Source organism: Streptomyces racemochromogenes, from assembly GCF_039535215.1.
Classification (GTDB): domain Bacteria; phylum Actinomycetota; class Actinomycetes; order Streptomycetales; family Streptomycetaceae; genus Streptomyces; species Streptomyces racemochromogenes.
The window spans coordinates 1,351,653-1,367,675 of record NZ_BAAAWT010000001.1; the positions used below are offsets into that span (position 1 = coordinate 1,351,653).

Annotated in this window: 17 protein-coding genes and 1 tRNA gene; 8 read left to right on the plus strand and 10 right to left on the minus strand. The window is 74.9% G+C overall.

From position 1 onward, the window contains the following. The first annotated feature begins 24 nt into the window (after positions 1 to 24). A complete protein-coding gene (gene treY / locus ABD973_RS06245; RefSeq protein ID WP_125822945.1) occupies positions 25 to 2,292 on the plus strand; it encodes a malto-oligosyltrehalose synthase in 2,268 nt (755 codons plus the stop codon). Between the two features lie 401 nt (positions 2,293 to 2,693). Here the strand turns inward: treY and ABD973_RS06250 are convergent, their stop codons facing one another. The 3 genes from ABD973_RS06250 to ABD973_RS06260 form a co-directional block, all read right to left on the minus strand. Beyond that, positions 2,694 to 3,767, minus strand: a complete 1,074-nt coding sequence (locus tag ABD973_RS06250; RefSeq protein ID WP_206436583.1) for a serine hydrolase domain-containing protein — start codon at positions 3,765 to 3,767, stop codon at positions 2,694 to 2,696. A gap of 157 nt (positions 3,768 to 3,924) precedes the next feature. Continuing rightward, positions 3,925 to 4,374: an RICIN domain-containing protein gene (locus ABD973_RS06255; protein WP_125822943.1), complete on the minus strand. Its 450-nt coding sequence runs from the start codon at positions 4,372 to 4,374 to the stop codon at positions 3,925 to 3,927. Positions 4,375 to 4,389: 15 nt separating this feature from the next. Continuing rightward, positions 4,390 to 4,950 carry a hypothetical protein gene (locus tag ABD973_RS06260; RefSeq protein ID WP_125822942.1) on the minus strand — a complete coding sequence of 187 codons (561 nt, stop codon included), beginning with the start codon at positions 4,948 to 4,950 and terminating at the stop codon, positions 4,390 to 4,392. A 203-nt stretch (positions 4,951 to 5,153) separates the two neighbouring features. Here ABD973_RS06260 and ABD973_RS06265 point away from each other — a divergent pair, with 203 nt between their 5' ends. The 4 genes from ABD973_RS06265 (at position 5,154) to ABD973_RS06280 (ending at position 8,546) form a co-directional block, all read left to right on the plus strand. Further along, positions 5,154 to 5,939 (plus strand): RICIN domain-containing protein, encoded by a 786-nt coding sequence (locus tag ABD973_RS06265; RefSeq protein ID WP_125822941.1) that lies wholly within the window; start codon positions 5,154 to 5,156, stop codon positions 5,937 to 5,939. Positions 5,940 to 5,982: 43 nt separating this feature from the next. Next, complete coding sequence (locus tag ABD973_RS06270; protein ID WP_345499066.1) at positions 5,983 to 6,393, plus strand: hypothetical protein; 411 nt, start codon at positions 5,983 to 5,985, stop codon at positions 6,391 to 6,393. A 50-nt stretch (positions 6,394 to 6,443) separates the two neighbouring features. Continuing rightward, positions 6,444 to 6,794: a hypothetical protein gene (locus tag ABD973_RS06275; protein ID WP_125822939.1), complete on the plus strand. Its 351-nt coding sequence runs from the start codon at positions 6,444 to 6,446 to the stop codon at positions 6,792 to 6,794. A gap of 528 nt (positions 6,795 to 7,322) precedes the next feature. After that, positions 7,323 to 8,546, plus strand: coding sequence for a M14 family zinc carboxypeptidase (locus tag ABD973_RS06280; RefSeq protein WP_345499069.1), 1,224 nt, complete (start codon positions 7,323 to 7,325; stop codon positions 8,544 to 8,546). Here ABD973_RS06280 and ABD973_RS06285 read toward each other — a convergent pair. Next, positions 8,528 to 8,986, minus strand: coding sequence for a GNAT family N-acetyltransferase (locus ABD973_RS06285; RefSeq protein WP_306463798.1), 459 nt, complete (start codon positions 8,984 to 8,986; stop codon positions 8,528 to 8,530). The genes ABD973_RS06280 and ABD973_RS06285 overlap by 19 nt on opposite strands. A gap of 90 nt (positions 8,987 to 9,076) precedes the next feature. Beyond that, on the minus strand, positions 9,077 to 9,649 hold the full coding sequence (locus ABD973_RS06290; RefSeq protein WP_125604699.1) for an FHA domain-containing protein: 573 nt from the start codon (positions 9,647 to 9,649) through the stop codon (positions 9,077 to 9,079). 135 nt (positions 9,650 to 9,784) lie between these two features. On the opposite strand from ABD973_RS06290, the gene treZ reads away from it, so the two are divergent. Further along, complete coding sequence (gene treZ, locus ABD973_RS06295) at positions 9,785 to 11,536, plus strand: malto-oligosyltrehalose trehalohydrolase (RefSeq protein ID WP_345499073.1); 1,752 nt, start codon at positions 9,785 to 9,787, stop codon at positions 11,534 to 11,536. 22 nt (positions 11,537 to 11,558) lie between these two features. Here treZ and ABD973_RS06300 read toward each other — a convergent pair whose 3' ends face one another. Further along, positions 11,559 to 12,710 carry a M24 family metallopeptidase gene (locus ABD973_RS06300; protein WP_345499075.1) on the minus strand — a complete coding sequence of 384 codons (1,152 nt, stop codon included), beginning with the start codon at positions 12,708 to 12,710 and terminating at the stop codon, positions 11,559 to 11,561. Then, positions 12,707 to 13,555, minus strand: coding sequence for a LysR family transcriptional regulator (locus ABD973_RS06305; RefSeq protein WP_345499077.1), 849 nt, complete (start codon positions 13,553 to 13,555; stop codon positions 12,707 to 12,709). The genes ABD973_RS06300 and ABD973_RS06305 overlap by 4 nt, the downstream gene beginning before the upstream one ends. Positions 13,556 to 13,732: 177 nt before the next feature. Here ABD973_RS06305 and ABD973_RS06310 point away from each other — a divergent pair, with 177 nt between their 5' ends. After that, positions 13,733 to 14,473: a CTP synthase C-terminal region-related (seleno)protein gene (locus ABD973_RS06310; RefSeq protein WP_125824217.1), complete on the plus strand. Its 741-nt coding sequence runs from the start codon at positions 13,733 to 13,735 to the stop codon at positions 14,471 to 14,473. Positions 14,474 to 14,547: 74 nt separating this feature from the next. Continuing rightward, positions 14,548 to 14,620: transfer RNA gene (locus ABD973_RS06315), tRNA-His, on the plus strand. A 63-nt stretch (positions 14,621 to 14,683) separates the two neighbouring features. Here ABD973_RS06315 and ABD973_RS06320 read toward each other — a convergent pair. The 3 genes from ABD973_RS06320 to ABD973_RS06330 form a co-directional block, all read right to left on the minus strand. Further along, complete coding sequence (locus ABD973_RS06320) at positions 14,684 to 15,439, minus strand: alpha/beta fold hydrolase (RefSeq protein ID WP_345499079.1); 756 nt, start codon at positions 15,437 to 15,439, stop codon at positions 14,684 to 14,686. 87 nt (positions 15,440 to 15,526) lie between these two features. Then, complete coding sequence (locus tag ABD973_RS06325; RefSeq protein ID WP_125822933.1) at positions 15,527 to 15,865, minus strand: XRE family transcriptional regulator; 339 nt, start codon at positions 15,863 to 15,865, stop codon at positions 15,527 to 15,529. After that, positions 15,862 to 15,993: a hypothetical protein gene (locus ABD973_RS06330; protein WP_277607517.1), complete on the minus strand. Its 132-nt coding sequence runs from the start codon at positions 15,991 to 15,993 to the stop codon at positions 15,862 to 15,864. The genes ABD973_RS06325 and ABD973_RS06330 overlap by 4 nt, the downstream gene beginning before the upstream one ends. Positions 15,994 to 16,023 lie beyond the last annotated feature (30 nt).

The following is a 16,023-nucleotide window of genomic DNA, read 5'->3' on the forward strand; positions in this document are numbered from 1 at the left end:
CGCGGGCTGGGTACGTACGTTCTCATGAGCCTGGAGTATTCAATCAGCCGATCGGAATCCGGTGTTCGGACGCCGGACACTCCGTCGTCCACTTACCGTCTCCAGCTGGGCCCGCGCTTCACCTTCGCGGCGGCCGAGGCAGCCGTACCGTACCTCTCCTCGCTCGGCGTGTCACACCTGCACCTGTCGCCCGTGCTGGAGGCGGTGCCGGGCTCGGAGCACGGGTACGACGTCACCGACCACACGAGGGTGCGGGCCGAGCTGGGCGGCGAGCGGGGGCTGCGCGCGCTCGCGGCGGCCGCCCGGGCCCACGGGCTCGGGCTGGTCCTGGACATCGTCCCGAACCACATGGCGGTACCGGCGCCGCTGCGGCTCAACCGGCCCCTGTGGGAGGTGCTGCGGGAGGGGCCGCACTCGCCGTACGCGCGGTGGTTCGACATCGACTGGGAGGGCGGCGGGGGGCAGGTCCTGCTGCCGGTGCTGGGCGGGGAGGACGAGGCGCGGGAGGGCGAGGTGGACCACGGGGCGGGGGTGCTCCGGTACGGGTCCCACGAGTTCCCGCTGCGCGCGGGCACCGCCTCGCTGCCGATGCCGGAGCTGCTGGCCGCGCAGTGGTACCGGGCCGCGTGGTGGCGCGAGGCCCGGACCGGGCTCAACTACCGCCGCTTCTTCACCATCTCCGACCTGATCGGGGTGCGGGTGGAGGACCCCTCCGTGTTCGCCGCGACCCACGCCAAGGTGCTGCAGCTGGTGCGGGACGGGGTGGTGTCCGGCCTGCGGATCGACCACGTCGACGGGCTGGCGGATCCGGAGCAGTACCTGCGCCGGCTGCGCGCCGCGACCGGGGACGCCTGCTGGGTGGTCGTCGAGAAGATCCTGGCCCGTCCGGAGCGGCTGCCGTCGTCCTGGCCGGTGGCCGGCACCACCGGGTACGACGCGCTGCACCGGATCGACGGGGTGTTCACCGACCCGGCGGGGGCGGCCCGGCTGGCCCGCGCGTACGGGGAGTCCGGCGGCGGCCCCGCCTCGTGGGAGGAGACCGCCGCGGCCGCGGCGCGGGAGGTGCTGACCGTCGACCTCGCCGCCGAGCTGGCCCTGCTGGAACGCTGGGCCGGGCCGGAACTGGCCGACGGCGTGCGCGAGTTGCTGATCGCCTTCCCGGTGTACCGGACGTACCCGGGCGGGCCGGGGCCGTCGGCCGAGACCCTGGAGCGGGCCGCCGGGCGGGCGGGGGCGCGGGCGGTGGACGGCGTACGGGCGCTGCTGCTGCGGGACCCCGCCTTCGCGGCGCGGTTCGCCCAGACCTCGGCGGCCCTGCGCGCCAAGTCCCTGGAGGACCGGGCCTTCTACCGGTGGGCGCCCCTCCTGTCGGCCACCGAGGTGGGCGGGGAGCCCGGGGACCCGGCGGTGTCGGCCGCCGGGTTCCACGCGTACTGCGCGGAGCTGGAGCGGGACTGGCCCGCCTCGGGGACGGTGCTGTCCACGCACGACACGAAGCGCAGCGCGGACGTACGGGCCCGGATCGCGGTGCTCTCCCAGGCCCCGGAGGCGATGGGGGCGCCGGTCGTGCCGCCGGGGGCGGATCCCCGGATGGCGTGGACGGCCCGGCAGAGCGCGCTGGGGCTGGGCGCGGCGCCCGAGCGGGAGTCCCGGCTGGCGGCCGCCCTGCTGAAGGCCGCGCGGGAGGCGGGGGTGCACACCTCCTGGACCGACCCCGACGAGGAGTACGAGGCGCGGATCGCGGACCTGGTGCCCCGGGACGCGGTGGAGCTCCCGCCGGAACTGGCGCGGGCGGCCCGCGCCAACGTGCTGGGGATGACCCTGCTGCACCTGGCGATGCCGGGGGTGCCGGAGGTGTACCAGGGCGCCGAGTACGAGTACAGGGCGCTGGTCGACCCCGACAACCGCCGCCCCGTCGAGTTCCCCCGGGAGGCGCTGGCCGCCCTGGACGCGGGCGCCGTCCCGGCGGACCTCGCGCGGGAGAAGCTCGCGCTGACGGCCGCCCTGCTGCGGCTGCGCCGCGACCGGCCCGGGCTGTTCACCGGTTACGCCCCCCTGGCGGCCCGGGGCCCGGCGGCCGGCCACTGCCTGGCCTTCGCCCGCCCGCCCGGCCTCATCGCGGTGGCCACCCGCCTCTCCCACCGCCTGGCGGCGGCGGGCGGCTGGCGCGACACCGCCCTGGACCTGCCCGCGGGGCGGTGGGCGGCGGCGGGGGGCACGGTCCACGAGGGGCGGGTGGCGCTGGCGCAGCTGCTGGCGGCGCAGCCGGTGGCGGTGCTGGTGCGGGGGTAGGGGCTCGCGGCGCGGGCCCGCTGTCTCCCCCTCGAGGGGTGGGGGCGGGTCGGCAGCTGCCCACCCGCCGCCCTGTCCGCGGGCCGGTGGTGTGGGCTGCCGGTGTTCCGGCCGGGCGGTTTCACAGCCGGTTCGGGGTTTCCCGTCAGTCCCATCGTCCTTCCGGGTCGGGTCACCGGGGGAGGAAGGGGGAGGACGGGGCGGCCGGGGAGCAGGCGGGGGGCCGGGCGCCGGGCATCCGGGCCCCCAGATCCATGTTTCCGGGCCAGGGGCGCGGCAACCCGCACGAGAGGTTGAACAGAGCCACCCGCGGAGCGCCCGGGCGCATCACATCGCTACGCGCTCCCGCCGGCTCGGCGGCCGGCCGCCGTCCGGGGCTGACATCCGCACGGGGACGGTGGTCAGGCGCTTCGGCAGAGGGCGGTGTCCACGAGGGCTTCGACGTGCTTCGTGGTCGCGCCGTCGGTGGGGTCGACGGTCACCGTGACGTTGGCGGCGCGGCCGTCCTCGGTGACTCCTCCGCGGGTCTCGTAGCCCGTGATGTCACCGCCGTGGCCCCAGTAGAGACCGCCGCACGACAGGGGCCGGCTCATCAGGCCCAGGCCGTAGCCGGCGCCGGAGTCGCCGAGGGGGATGGTGGTGCGCATCTGGGCGAGCTGGGCGGGCCGGAGGAGGTCGCCGGCCAGGAGCGCGGTGAAGAACCGGTTCAGGTCGGAGTTCGTGGAGATCATCTGGCCCGCGGCCCAGGCCGCGGAGGGGTCGATGTCCGTGACGTCGCGCAGCGGGGCGCCCGGCGAGTCCTGGTGGTGGCCCCTGGGGTGGGGCTCCCGGATGGTCGTGTCGCCGGCGGCCGGGAAGTAGGTGTGACGCAGTCCGAGGGGCCGGATGACACGCCTGTCGATCTCCTCGGCGAGGGGGCGTCCGGTGACCTTCTGCACGATCAGGCCGGCCACGACGTAGTTCGTGTTGCTGTAGGCCCAGCTGGTGCCCGGGGGGAAGGCGGCCTTGTGCCGGAGGGCGATGTCGAGGACGTCGCGGGGTTCGAAGTAGCGGCGCCGGAGGATGGCGTCGCTGACGTCCTCCTCGTAGTCGGGCAGTCCGCTGGTGTGCTGGAGGAGTTGGCGGACCGTGATCCCTTCGCCCGGTACGAGTCCCGGGAGGTAGGTGTCGACCGTGGTGTCGAGGCCGATCCTTCCCTCGCCGACCAGCTGGAGCACGACCACGGCGGTGAAGGTCTTGGTGTTGCTTCCGATGCGCACCTGTCCGTCCTCGGCGCCCGCGGTGTAGGTGCGGGTGCGGCCGTCGCGGTCCGTCACGGTAGCGAGCGCGCCCGGGAGGTGGTCGGTCCGGACGAGGGCGCTGAGGCCTTGCCGGACCGTGTCGGGGCGGGGGGCGGCCGTCGCGGACGGGGCCAGCAGGGCGGTGACCGCGGCGGCCGCGGCCGTCACCCGCAGGAAGGTCCTTCGTCGGGGCATGGGGCAACTCCTGGGCAATGGTGGGGAGATCGGTGATGTGCCCAGCATTTCCGGGGTCGGCCCTCCCGGGCGATCCGGCTGTCCGCATGGCGGGGGTGGGGGTATCCCCCGACGGTGGAGGGCCTGCCCTCCCTCGGGAGGGCAGGCCCGGGGGTGGTCAGTGCCAGGTCTGGTAGGGGCTCTTCTGGGCGTGGGTGCCGCACGGGAAGGTGCGCAGGTGGTGCTGGGGGCTGTCGTCCAGGCACAGGCCGGTCGCCTGGTTCCTGAACTCGACGGCTCCGTCCGGGTAGCGGTGGACGATCCAGCTCTCGTCCTTGGCCTTGTCACACGGCTGTGCCGAGGCGGTGCCGCGCGGGTGGTCGGTGAGGCAGAGGCCGGTCTTGCGGTTCCTCAGCTCGCGGGTGCCGTCGGCCCACTGGTGGACGTTCCACTTCTGGTGGTCGTTGCCCAGGCAGGTGTACGTGCGGACACCGGCGTCGCTGTCGTCGAGGCAGGCGGAGGTGGCGGCGTTGCGGAAGGTCTGGACGCTGTCGAGGGAGCCGGCCTCCGTGGCGGTGGCCGTGAGCAGCGTGGTGGCGAGCAGGACGGTGGGCAGGATGGTGCTCATGCTTGTGCTCCTCGGTCAGTTGGTGATGTTGACGGGGCGGTAGGCGTGGTAGCCGTCGCGGCCGTTCACGCCGTAGGAGTGCTGCTTCCACCGCGTGCCGACGCCGCCCGCCTGCTCGTAGGACTTGTAGGCGGTGTGCGCGCCGTTGGCCCAGCCGTCGAAGATGACGACGTGGCGGAAGTCGGCGCTGTCGCTGTCGGCCTTGATGACCAGGTCGCCGGGGGCGAGGTCCTTCATCGCGATGCGGCGGGTGAAGCCGTCCTTCTTGAGGGAGACGGTGTTGGGGCCGGGCTTGCGCAGACCGAGGGTCATGGAGACGTAGCCCGAGCAGTCCTGCCGGTAGCCGTCCTTCCAGTGCTTCTTCTGGCTGTAGGGCACCGGGCGGCCGTTGTTGGCGGTCAGCCAGGTCTTGGCCCGGGCGATGACCTCCGCCCGGCTGACGCGCGGCGCGGCCTCGGCGGGGGCCTGGACGGTGGTGGCCGCCGGGGCGGTGGGCGCGGTCAGGGCGAGGGAGCCCAGGGAGAGGATGGTGGTCAACGCGGCCGTGGCCACGCGGCGGGTGAGGTTCACGGACATGCCCGTTCTCCGTTTTCTGGCAGGGGAAATGCGCCGGTCGGGCGCTGATGAGGGTTCGCCGCTCACTCGACTGGGAGCCGGCTGGTGCCGAGTCTGCGGGGGTCCGGCGGGGCCTGGCAACGGTGTCCCGTTTGCTTCGCCCGAGTCGGGATCCCTAACCTTCTGACCTGCTGGGACATGACCATCCCGGGACAGGGGCGAACATGGCGGACGTCGACGGGCGCAGCCCGGGGCAGCAACTGGGTGGTGCGCTGAGGGCTCTGCAGCAGCGGTCCGGCCGTACGCTGCGCTCCCTGGAGTCCGAGGTGATGATCAGCGACTCCTCGCTCTCGCGCTACCTGCGCGGCAGCACCGTCCCTCCGTGGAACACCGTCCGGGACCTGTGCCGGGCGCTGGGTGCCGATCCGGCGGAGTACCGCGCCCTGTGGGAGGCGGCCGACCGCAGCCAGCCCGCCCCGCCGCCCCCACCGCCGGCTCCGGCCGCCCCGTGGTGGCGGGCCCGCTGGACGTGGCCGGCCGGAGCAGCCCTGGCCGGCCTCCTCCTGGGCGCCGGACTGTGCCGAATGTTCCTGGCTCCGCCGGAACCAACTCCGGCGGAGCCCCGTGCGGGGGCCGCGGCCGCATCGAACGACATGATCCGCAACTTCGTCAACCGCTCCACGGGCAGTTGCCTGGACCACAGCCTCGACCAGGGCCTGCGCTCCTTCCCGCCCAACGGCATGAGCTACCAGCGCTGGACCTTCCACCCCCTCCCGGACGGCACCGGCACGCTCAGGAACCACGCCACGGGCGCCTGCCTGCAGGGCGACGACACGGGCCTCACCGCCCGCGCGTGCGGCAAGTCCACGTCCCAGAAGTGGAAGGTCACCGCGTGGGCCGACGCGTCGGTGGAGGTCAGGAGCGCCGGCACCGGCCAGTGTCTGGACGACGGCCCCGGCGGCCTGCGCGCACGCCCCTGCGACCGCTCGGACCGCCAGAAGTGGGGCTGACTTCAGCCTTGTCCGATCCCGTCCGCTCACCAAGGGTGGACGGGTGCTGGGACTACTGCTCGAACTCGTCGGTGGGGCAGTGCTGTCGTGGGCCGACGAACGCCGCAGGGCCCGGGAACGGAAGAGCTCGGCCGCCCGGGGGGAGCGGGTCGGCTTCCCCGCCTGCGTCCTGGGCGACCGCTCGTACTGCCGCAACCAGTCCCTGGTCCACCTCTGGGTCACCGGCCCGACGCTGCACGTGACGCCCACGGAGTTCCCGGAACTCCACCCCAGCCGGATCCCGGCCCTGCGCCTCGTCAGGGTCCGGCACAGGGACCGGCACACCGACTCCCGGCTCGTGCAGTTCACCTGGGGAGTGGCCGAGTGCCGTGACGGGGACAGGACCGTCCTGATCGGCTGCTCTCCGGACTCCATGCAACTGCTGCGGTCCGCCTTGGCGGGGGCCGACGGCTGAGGGTGTCCGGAAACCGATCGCGCCTCAGCGGACTTCGTTAGGTTCGTTGCATGCCTTCTACACTTCTGATCGGTTATGAACCCCAGGCGATCCCCGGCATCGACGGATCGGCCCTCCAGGCAGCCCTCGACGCGGAGATGGTCCGGTTCGGGGAGCACGGCATCGACGCCGCCATGGAGCTGGTCGTCCACGACGAGCAGGTCGAATCCACCCTCGTCGCCGCACTCACGAGGAAGCCGTGGGACGTGGTGATCGTCGGCGGCGGCATCCGCAAGTCCGAGCACCTGCTGCCGCTGTTCGAGCTCATCGTGAACCTGATCCCCCGCCACGCCCCGCAGGCCGCCATCGCGTTCAACTCGACGGTGGGGGAACTCCTGGAAGCGGCCCAGCGACGCCTGTAATCCCACCGCCGACGTCCCCGTGCGGATGTCAGCCCCGGACGGCGGCCGGCCGCCGAGCCGGCGGGAGCGCGTAGCGATCTGATGCGCCCGGGCGCTCCGCGGGTGGCCCTGTCCAACCTCTCGTGCGGGTTGCCGCGCCCCTGGCCCGGATCCGCACGCCCCGGTCCCCCGGATGCCCGGCGGGCCGGCGCCAGGCCCCGCCCGCGCTCCCTGACGGACCCGCCCTCCCCCTTCCTCCCCCGGTGACCGTTCCTTCGGGGGCTTCCCGGCAGTCTTTCGGCTTCCGGGGCGGGCCGGTCGGTCAAGGGTCGCCGAAGGCGATCACGAAGTGACGCGACCGAAGGGAGCGCCCTTGAGGGACCGGCCCGAACCGGAAGGACGATGGGACTGACGGGAAACCCCCGAACCGGCTGTGAAACCGCCCGGCCGGAACACCGGCAGCCCACACCACCGGCCCGCCCACCGGCGGCACACACATTCGACCCCCGTGGAGCAGTAGCGGCCCGGTGTGGCGGGCATGGGCACCATGTGACCCTCCTCCCTGACATGCGCTACCCCACCCCGCACGAACTCGCCCTGGCCGGCCGGGCGCTCGCGGACGAGCACCCCGGGCGGGTGCGGATGCGGCAGGCCGGTGTCTCCCGGGGCGGGAGGCCGCTCTGGCTGCTCTCCGTCGACGGGCAGCGCGGCGGACCCGGGGAGGTGCTCGTCGTCGCCGGGGCCCATGCCAACGAGCCCGTCGGCGGGGCGACCGCGCTGGACCTCGCCCGGCGGGTGGTCGGGGCCGGGGGCGGCGGGACGGGCTGGCACTTCCTGCTCTGCGCCGACCCCGACGGCGCCGCCCTGCACCGCACGCCGCGCCCGCACTCGCTGCTGGACTACCACCGCGGCTTCTACCGCCCGCCCGGGCCGGAGCAGCCCGAGTGGGCGCCCGCCCTGCTCCCCCCGGACCGGCTCCCGCCCGAGACGCGCACCCTGACCGGGCTCCTGGACGAACTCCGGCCCGCCCTGCAGGTCTCCCTGCACGGTACGGACCTCGGCGGGTCCTGGGTGCAGCTGACGCGTGACGTGCCCGGGCTCGCCGAGCCCTTCGGGAAGTCGGCCGCCGAGCTGCGGATCCCGGTGGAGACCGGGGCCTCCGACGCCGGGGGCTGGGGCTCCCCCGGGCCCGGGATCTTCGTGATGCCGCGGGACGGGAGCGAGGACACCCGGCGCAGCACCTGGTGCCACCGCCCCCGCGGGACCACCGCGATCGTGGAGGTGCCCATGTGGGCCTCCGACCTGGTGGACGACCCGGCCCCGCACCCCGACCCGCGGGGCACCCTGCGGGTGCTGGCGCAGCGGCTGACCGGTGAGGCGGCGCGGGTGGCGGGGCTGCGGGAGGGGATCCCGGGCGACGGGCCCGGCGCGGCCGCGCTGCTGCGGGCGGTGGACTGGACGCTCGGGCTCATCCCCGACGTCGCCGCCGCGTGGACGGCACCCGGGGTGCCGGCCGGGGCCACCACCGCCTCCCTCGGCAGCCTCGACGCCTTCGGGCGGCGCCTGACGCTGCGCGCGGCGGCGATGCTGCTGCGCGTACTGCGGTGCCAGGCCCATCCGGCGGCGCCCGGCCTGGACCGTCTGGTGACGGGGTGGTGCGAGGAGTTCTCGGCCCGCTTCCGGGCGCGCTGGGTGCCGGTGGCCACGCAGGTGGAGCACCAGTCCCGGACGGTCCTGGCCGCGTACCGCGCTCTTCAGACCGGCCAGGCGTAGCGGCGCTTGGGGCGGCCGGTGGCGCCGAGGCGGTCGTAGAAGCGGATCGCGCCCTCGTTCCAGTCGGGGGTCTGCCACTCGACGTGTTCGAGGCCGAGCTCGCGGGCGAGGGCGGCCACGGCGTCCATCAGGGCGGCCCCGAGACCGTGGCCCCTGGCGTCCTCGGCGAGGTAGAGGCAGTCCATGTGGAGGTGGTGGCGGGCGTCCCAGAACGCGAACTCCTCGGAGCAGGCGGCGTATCCGGCCACCGTGCCGTCGGGCGTCTCGGCGAGCAGCACCCACAGCCGGGCGCCCTCGGCGAACAGCCGGGGGCCGAGGCGGTCCGCCAGGCCGGCCGGCCGGGCGGCGGACTTCTCGTACGCGACGTGCTCGTGGATGAGCTCGGTGAGGCGCGGGAGGTCTTCGGGTCGGGCGGGGCGAACGATGCCGGTGTGATCCATGAGGAGCATCCTGCCGGGCCCCTGGCCGGGCTCACAGGGGCCCCCGCCCGGCACCGGCCCCGATTGCGCCTCCCCGCCCCGCCGGTCCGGTCAGTCCTGCGAGAGCCGGAAGCTCATCCGGCCGAACCCCACCTGGTCGCCCGGCCGTACGACGGCCGCCCCCGTCACCCGGCGGCCGTTGACGGTGGTGCCGTTGGTCGAGCCGAGGTCCCGCAGCAGCCAGATCCCGTCCCGCATGCTCAGCTCGGCGTGCGCCCGCGAAACGGTCTCGTGGCTCAGGCGCAGCCCGTTGCCCGGGTCGCGGCCGATCCGCAGGGGGCCGGCGGCCGGGTGCGGGAAGAGCAGTCTGGGCAGGCGTTCCACCTGCCAGGCCCTGCGCACTCCGGCGGAGACGGCCGACGCGCGGCCGACCCAGCCGAAGAGCCGGTTGGTCCAGGGGGCTTCGGGGCCGAGCGGGCCCGGACGCGTCTGGAGGTCGGCGAGGAGGGGGGCCAGGTCCTCGGAGCGGCGGGCGACCAGCGCGAGCTCCATGCGCCGCAGGAAGGTGTCGTGCGACAGCTTCCCGAGGGCCGCGCCCTCCCTGAGCTGGCCCAGCGCCCGGTCCCGCTCCGCGTCGGAGAGCCGCGGGGCGGGGTAGGCGGGGAACTCGAAACTGGACGTCACAGGGTGATTGTCGGCCCGTCGGGTGCGGAGTGTCCAGAACTCCCCCGCCCGGCCCGGAATGATGGGCACGATACGGGCACGCTTACGCGGCACGACTACGCATGCCGGCCACCGCCGGAGACGAGGGGACCGTCCGTGCAGTTCGAGGTGTGGGCACCGCTGACAGGCCGGGTCGCCATGCGACTGAACGACACCACCTACGACATGGCCCCGGACCCGGACCCCGGCCGCCGCGGCTGGTGGGTCGTCGAGGCCCCGGCGGCCGACGGCGACCGGTACGGGTTCCGGCTCGGCGACGATCCGGTCGTGCGGCCCGATCCCCGCGGGCGGCGGCTGCCGGACGGTACGGAGGGCCTGTCGGCGGTGGTCGACCTCGCGGCCCTCGCCCCCCGCGTGCCCCCGCCGCACGTGCCGCTGCAGGACGCGGTCCTGTACGAGCTGCACGTCGGCACCTTCACCCCCGAGGGCACCTTCGAGGCCGCGGCGGCCCGCCTGGGGTACCTGGCCGGGCTGGGCGTGACGCACGTGGAGCTGATGCCGGTGTGCCCCTTCCCGGGCCGGCACGGCTGGGGGTACGACGGGGTGGCCCCGTGGGCGGTGCACGAGCCGTACGGGGGCCCGGCGGGTCTGGCGGCCTTCGTGGAGGCCGCGCACGCGGCCGGGCTCGGGGTGGTGCTGGACGTGGTCCTCAACCACCTCGGCCCCTCCGGCAACCACCTCCCGGCCTTCGGCCCGTACTTCACCGACACGCACCGCACGCCCTGGGGTGCGGCGGTGAACCTGGACGCGCCCGGCTCCGACGAGGTCCGCGCGTACCTGATCGGGAGCGCGCTGGCCTGGCTGCGGGACTACCGGATCGACGGGCTGCGGCTGGACGCGGTGCACGCGCTGGCCGACGGGCGGGCGCTGTCCTTCCTGGAGGAGCTGGCGGCCGCCGTGGACGGGCTGGCGGCGGAGACGACGCGGCCGCTGTTCCTGATCGCCGAGTCGGACCAGGGCGACCCCCGGCTGACGACCCCGCGCGCGGCCGGCGGGCTGGGGATGCACGCCCAGTGGAACGACGACTTCCACCACGCCCTGCACTGTGCGCTGACCGGTGAATCACAGGGCTACTACGCCGACTTCGCCGAGGCGCCGCTCGGCGCCCTCGCCAAGACCCTGACGCGGGCGTTCTTCCACGACGGCACCTGGTCGTCCTTCCGGGGCCGCACCCACGGCCGGCCGGTGGACCGCCGCCGCACCCCCGCGCACCGCTTCCTCGGCTACACCCAGACCCACGACCAGGTCGGCAACCGGGCGCTGGGCGACCGGCTGGCGGCCTCCTGCTCCCCCGGGCTGCTGGCGTGCGCGGCGGCGCTGGCGTTGACGGGGCCGTTCGTGCCGATGCTGTTCATGGGCGAGGAGTGGGGGGCCGGCACGCCCTGGCGGTACTTCACCGACCACCCCGACCCGGAGCTGGCCGAAGCGGTGCGCAGCGGCCGGCGCCGGGAGTTCGCGGCGCACGGCTGGAAGGCGGAGGAGGTCCCCGACCCGCAGGACCCGGCGACCCGGGACCGGTCCTGCCTGGACTGGGCGGAACCGGAACGGGAGTCGCACGCCTGGCTGCTGGAGTGGTACCGGACCCTGATCCGGCTGCGCCGCACCCACCCGGACCTGCGTGACCCGGACCTGGCCGCGGTCCGGGTGGCGTACGACGAGGAGCGCCGCTGGCTGACGTTCCGCCGGGGGGAGGTGCGGGTGGTGGTGAACCTGTCGACGGAGTCGGTGACGGTGGCGCTGGGCCGCAACGGGGTGCGGGTGCTGGCGGCCTGGGAGCCGGTGGAGCATCCGGGTCCGGACGGGCGGATCCACGTTCCGGGCGAGTCGGCGGTGGTGCTCGGCCCGTAGCCGGTGCCTGCCGGACCACCGCCTACCCGACGATCGCCATCTCGCGCGGGGCGTTGTTCAGGCGGCGGCCCCCGTCCCCGGTGACGGTGACGATGTCCTCGATCCGGACGCCGAACCGGCCGGGCAGGTAGACGCCCGGTTCCACGGAGAAGCACATGCCGGGGACGAGGGGCTGCTCCTCGCCCTCGACCATGTACGGCGGCTCGTGGGTGGTGACGCCGATGCCGTGGCCGGTGCGGTGGACGAAGCGTTCGCCGTAGCCGAACTCGGTGATCACGGCGCGGGCCGCCCGGTCGACGTCCTGGCAGGCCGCGCCGGGCCGGACGGCCGCGAAGCCGGCCTGCTGGGCCTCGCGGACGATGTCGTGGACGCGCTGTTCCTCGGGGGTGGGCTCGCCGACGTGGACGGTGCGGGAGATGTCGGAGCCGTAGCCGTGCTTGAGGCCGCCGAAGTCGAGGACGACCATGTCGCCGTCCCGGATGACGCGTTCGCCGGCCTCGTGGTGCGGGTTGGCGCCGTTGGGGCCGGAGCCGACGACGGTGAAGTCGACCTGGGAGTGGCCGTGGACGCGCAGCAGCCCGGCCAGGTCGGCGGCGACCTCGCTCTCGCGGCGGCCGGCGAAGGGGACGTGGAGGACCTGCGCGTAGGCGGCGTCGGCGGCGGCCGCGGCGGCCGCGAGGCGGGCCAGTTCCCGTTCGTCCTTGACGGCACGGAGCATGGGCAGGGCGTCGGTGAGCGGGCTGTAGGCGGTGGCGGGCAACTCCCTTTGCAGGCCGAGAAGGTGCAGCGCCCAGGTGTTGTCGCTGACGCCGAAGCGGCCGCTGACGTCGAGGAGCGGGGCGGCCACCCGGTAGGGGTCCTTGCCGTCGGTCCACTCGCGCAGGGTCAGGGCGTCCGCGCCGGGTGCCTTCGCGGCGTCGGGGGCTTCCAGGGCGGGCACGACCAGGACGGGGTCCTGGCCGGCGGCGAGGACGAGCAGGGTGAGCCGCTCGGTCTCGGCGGTCGGGCGGTAGCCGGTGAGGTGGGTGAGGTCGGGGCCGGGGGCGATGAGCAGTCCGGCGAGTCCGGCGTCGGCGGCGCTGCGTGCGGCGGCGGCCATCCGGGCGGCGTAGTCGGCGGTGGTGAAGGCCTCGGGCTCGGCGTGGGCGGCCGGGTCGGGTGTCGGTGTGGTCATGAGGGGGATCCTGCCGTGAGCCGTGCGGCGAGGGCAGCGGCCGCGCCGGACGGTCCGGCGGGCGCGACCAGCTCCGTACGGTGTACGAGGCGGGGTGCCGCGAGCGGTACGGCGCTCCCGCCGCGGGCGGCCCCGGCGACGGCGCGGGGCAGCAGGACGAGGCCGTGCCCGGCGGCGGCGAGGGCGCACAGGGCGTGCAGGTCGGTGCCGTCGTAGCGCAGGGCGCGGCGTCCGGTGGTGAGCGGCAGCCCCACGTCCGGGGCGTCGAGCCAGCGCGCGTCGGCGAGGTCGTCGAGCCGGACGGAGTCCCGTGCGGCGAAGGGGTGCCCGGGCGGGAAGAGGACGGCGAGCTCCTCCTCGGCGACGCCGGTGACCCGCAGCGGGGCCACGTCGGGAAGCCGCAGCGGGTCGCTCGGGGCGGCGAGCCCGTCGACGAGCCCGAGGTCGCAGTCGCCGGCGGCGACGGCGGCGGGCACCCGGGACGGGGGCAGGACGCGCAGGGTGACGCCGGTGGCGGGCAGGGCGGCGAGCAGCCGGGGGCCGGCGGCGGCGAGCGGGGAGGCGGCGAGGGTGAGCCGGCCGGGCGGGGCGGCGGCGAGGCGCAGTACGTCGGCGCGGGCGGCGTCGAGGCGCAGCAGCAGCGGCCGGGCGTGTTCCAGGAGGCGGGCGCCGGCCGGGGTGGGGGCGACGGGCCGCCGGGTGAGCAGTTCGGTGCGCAGGTCGGCTTCGAGGGCGGCGATGTGCTGGGAGACGGCGGACTGGGTGTAGCCGAGTTCGCGTGCGGCGGCGGAGAAGGAGGCGAGGCGGGCGACGGCGGTGAAGGTGCGCAGGAGGTGCGGGTCCATGCCCCGCAGGATGCCAGCGCCGCCCGGCGGCGCCGGCCCCGCGCCGCCAAGCAGCGCCGCCCATCAGCGCTGCTTATCGGGCGTGCGGGAACAATCGTTGGCGCTGAAGCGGGACGGGGTCTCAGGATGATCGGCATGACCACCGCACCGGCGCCCCACACCGCGTCCGCAGCCCCGATGACCGTCGCCCGGATCGCCCTCGTCGGCGACCGCTCCCCGCACGTGGAGTCGCACTCCCGCATCCCGCTCCTCCTCGACGCGCTGGCCTCGCGCGAGGGTCTGGTGCTGGACGCCTGCTGGATCCCGACCGCGGAGGCGGAGGCGGCGGCCGCCGCGGGGACCCTGGCCGGGTTCGACGCCGTGTGGGTGCTGCCGGGCAGCCCGTACGCGAGCGAGGCGGGGGCCCTGGCGGCGGTCCGGGTGGCCCGGGAGGAGGGCGTCCCCTTCCTCGGGACGTGCGGCGGCTTCCAGCACGCGCTGCTGGAGTACGCCCGCCACGTGTGCGGGCTGGCGGGGGCGGCGCACGCCGAGAACGACCCCGGGGCGGACGACCCGCTGATCGCGCCGCTGGCCTGTTCGCTGGCGGGGCACGAGGCGCTCGTCCGGGCGGAGCCGGGTTCGCTGGCGGAGTCGGCGCTCGGGGCGGACCGGTCGACGGAGCGCTACCACTGCCACTACGGCCCGGTCGCCCGCCACCTGCCGGTGCTGGCCGCGCACGGGCTGCGGCTGTCGGGCCACGACGAGGACGGCGCGGTGCGGATGGCGGAGCTGCCGGGGCACCCGTTCTTCCTGGCCACGCTCTTCCAGCCGGAGCTGTCGGGGGACGGCTCGCGTCCGCATCCGGTGATCCGGGCGCTGGCCGTCGCGGCGGTGGCGCGGGCCGCGGCGCGTCCGGCCGGTGCCCGGGCCGCCGGATGACCCGTCGCGGGAGCGCCCCGGGGATCGGCTATGCTGTGCATGCACAACGAACGGGTGGTCCGCCGCCCTTCGCGGTGGGTGTAGCTCAGCTGGTAGAGCACCTGGTTGTGGTCCAGGTGGCCGCGGGTTCAAGTCCCGTCACTCACCCTTTCGGTCCCGTAGGGGGTACGAGGTTCGCCTCGTACCCCCTACGGGCTTTCCGGGGTCCGGTCAGCCGCGCAGGAAGGCCTCCACCGCCGTGGCGAAGGCCACCGGGGTCTCGTGGGGCGGGTAGTGGCCGGCGCCGGGGATCGTGACGATCCTGCAGTTCGGGTACGAGGCCTGCCAGGTGGCGCGCATCACTTCGGCCGTCAGGGCCAGGTCGTACTCGCCGACCAGGACGAGCACCGGCACGGTGCTGCCCTTGATCGCGGAGGACAGGTCGCGGGTCTGCCAGTCGGCGAGGTAGGCGGCGAAGGCGTCGGGGCGGGAGACGTCGAGGGAGTGGGCGACCATCCGCTCCAGCCAGTGGCGGCTGACGCGGTTGCCGGTGACCAGGTCGAGGATGGTCCGCCGCTTGTCCGGGTCCTCGGCGGCGCCGTAGAAGAGGGCGTGGGTGGCGTCGTCCATCGGGTACGGCCCGGCGGGGACGGGGGCGAGCCCGATCAGCTTCTCGACGCGCTCGGGGGCGCGGGCCAGGACCTGCTGGGCGGCCTTGCCGCCCATGGAGTGGCCGATCAGGGAGAACGTGTCCCAGCCCAGCTCGTCGGCGAGGGCGAGGACGTCGTCGGCGATCTCGGGGAGGGTGTGGCGGCCGGAGACGTCCCGGCGCTCGCCATAGCCCCGGTAGTCGGGGAAGGCGTACGAGAACCCCTGCGGGTCGAGGTGGTCGAGCACGGAGCCCCAGTTGGCGGAGGTCCCGAACCAGTCGTGCAGCACGATGACGCGGACGGGTCCGGTGCCGATCCGGCGGTGGGCGATGGCCATGCGTTCTCCCTCTGGCGGGGGTGGTGGAAACCGACGCCGTAGGTACTGCCCATCCGGCCTACGATCACACCGCCATCCGCCGCCGTGTCAGGCCACGGTGTACTCCGTGTCCCCGAAGTCGGCCACCACCCTCAGACCGCCTCCGAGCGCCTCCACGTAGGAGCGCAGGGTGGCAACCTCCGTCCGGTCGGTCTCGCCGTTCTCGATGGCCGACACCCTGGGGGCGGAAACGCCCATCGTCTCGGCGACGTCCTTCTGGGTCAGGGCCTGCTCCTGGCGGATCTCGGCCAGCCGGTAGGCCCGCACCTCCGCCATGAGCCGGTCCATGGCGGCCTGCTTCTCCGCCGGGGACCGCACCGGCAGGCCCGCCGCCGCCCGGCGCTCGCGCACCTGGCGCTTGGCCTCCTCCCAACCGACACCGCTCATTCGTACTCCCTCGTGTCCAGCTCCCCGATGTGGTCCTGGTAGCGCTTCTCCGCGAGCGGGATGTTGACCTCGTACCACCGCTGCCAGTTTCCGGTCTTGTCGCCGGACAGCCACGCCCACGAAGTCAACGCAAGCGTTGACTTCGTGGGCGTCGAACC

Excerpts from the sequence above, each read along its gene's own strand:
- treY (WP_125822945.1), top strand. The coding sequence starts at position 25 with ATGAGCCTGGAGTATTCAATCAGCCGATCGGAATCCGGTGTTCGGACG.
- ABD973_RS06250 (WP_206436583.1), bottom strand. The coding sequence starts at position 3,767 with ATGCCCCGACGAAGGACCTTCCTGCGGGTGACGGCCGCGGCCGCCGCG.
- ABD973_RS06255 (WP_125822943.1), bottom strand. The coding sequence starts at position 4,374 with ATGAGCACCATCCTGCCCACCGTCCTGCTCGCCACCACGCTGCTCACG.
- ABD973_RS06260 (WP_125822942.1), bottom strand. The coding sequence starts at position 4,950 with ATGTCCGTGAACCTCACCCGCCGCGTGGCCACGGCCGCGTTGACCACC.
- ABD973_RS06265 (WP_125822941.1), top strand. The coding sequence starts at position 5,154 with ATGGCGGACGTCGACGGGCGCAGCCCGGGGCAGCAACTGGGTGGTGCG.
- ABD973_RS06275 (WP_125822939.1), top strand. The coding sequence starts at position 6,444 with ATGCCTTCTACACTTCTGATCGGTTATGAACCCCAGGCGATCCCCGGC.
- ABD973_RS06285 (WP_306463798.1), bottom strand. The coding sequence starts at position 8,986 with ATGGATCACACCGGCATCGTTCGCCCCGCCCGACCCGAAGACCTCCCG.
- ABD973_RS06300 (WP_345499075.1), bottom strand. The coding sequence starts at position 12,710 with ATGACCACACCGACACCCGACCCGGCCGCCCACGCCGAGCCCGAGGCC.
- ABD973_RS06305 (WP_345499077.1), bottom strand. The coding sequence starts at position 13,555 with ATGGACCCGCACCTCCTGCGCACCTTCACCGCCGTCGCCCGCCTCGCC.
- ABD973_RS06310 (WP_125824217.1), top strand. The coding sequence starts at position 13,733 with ATGACCGTCGCCCGGATCGCCCTCGTCGGCGACCGCTCCCCGCACGTG.
- ABD973_RS06320 (WP_345499079.1), bottom strand. The coding sequence starts at position 15,439 with ATGGCCATCGCCCACCGCCGGATCGGCACCGGACCCGTCCGCGTCATC.
- ABD973_RS06325 (WP_125822933.1), bottom strand. The coding sequence starts at position 15,865 with ATGAGCGGTGTCGGTTGGGAGGAGGCCAAGCGCCAGGTGCGCGAGCGC.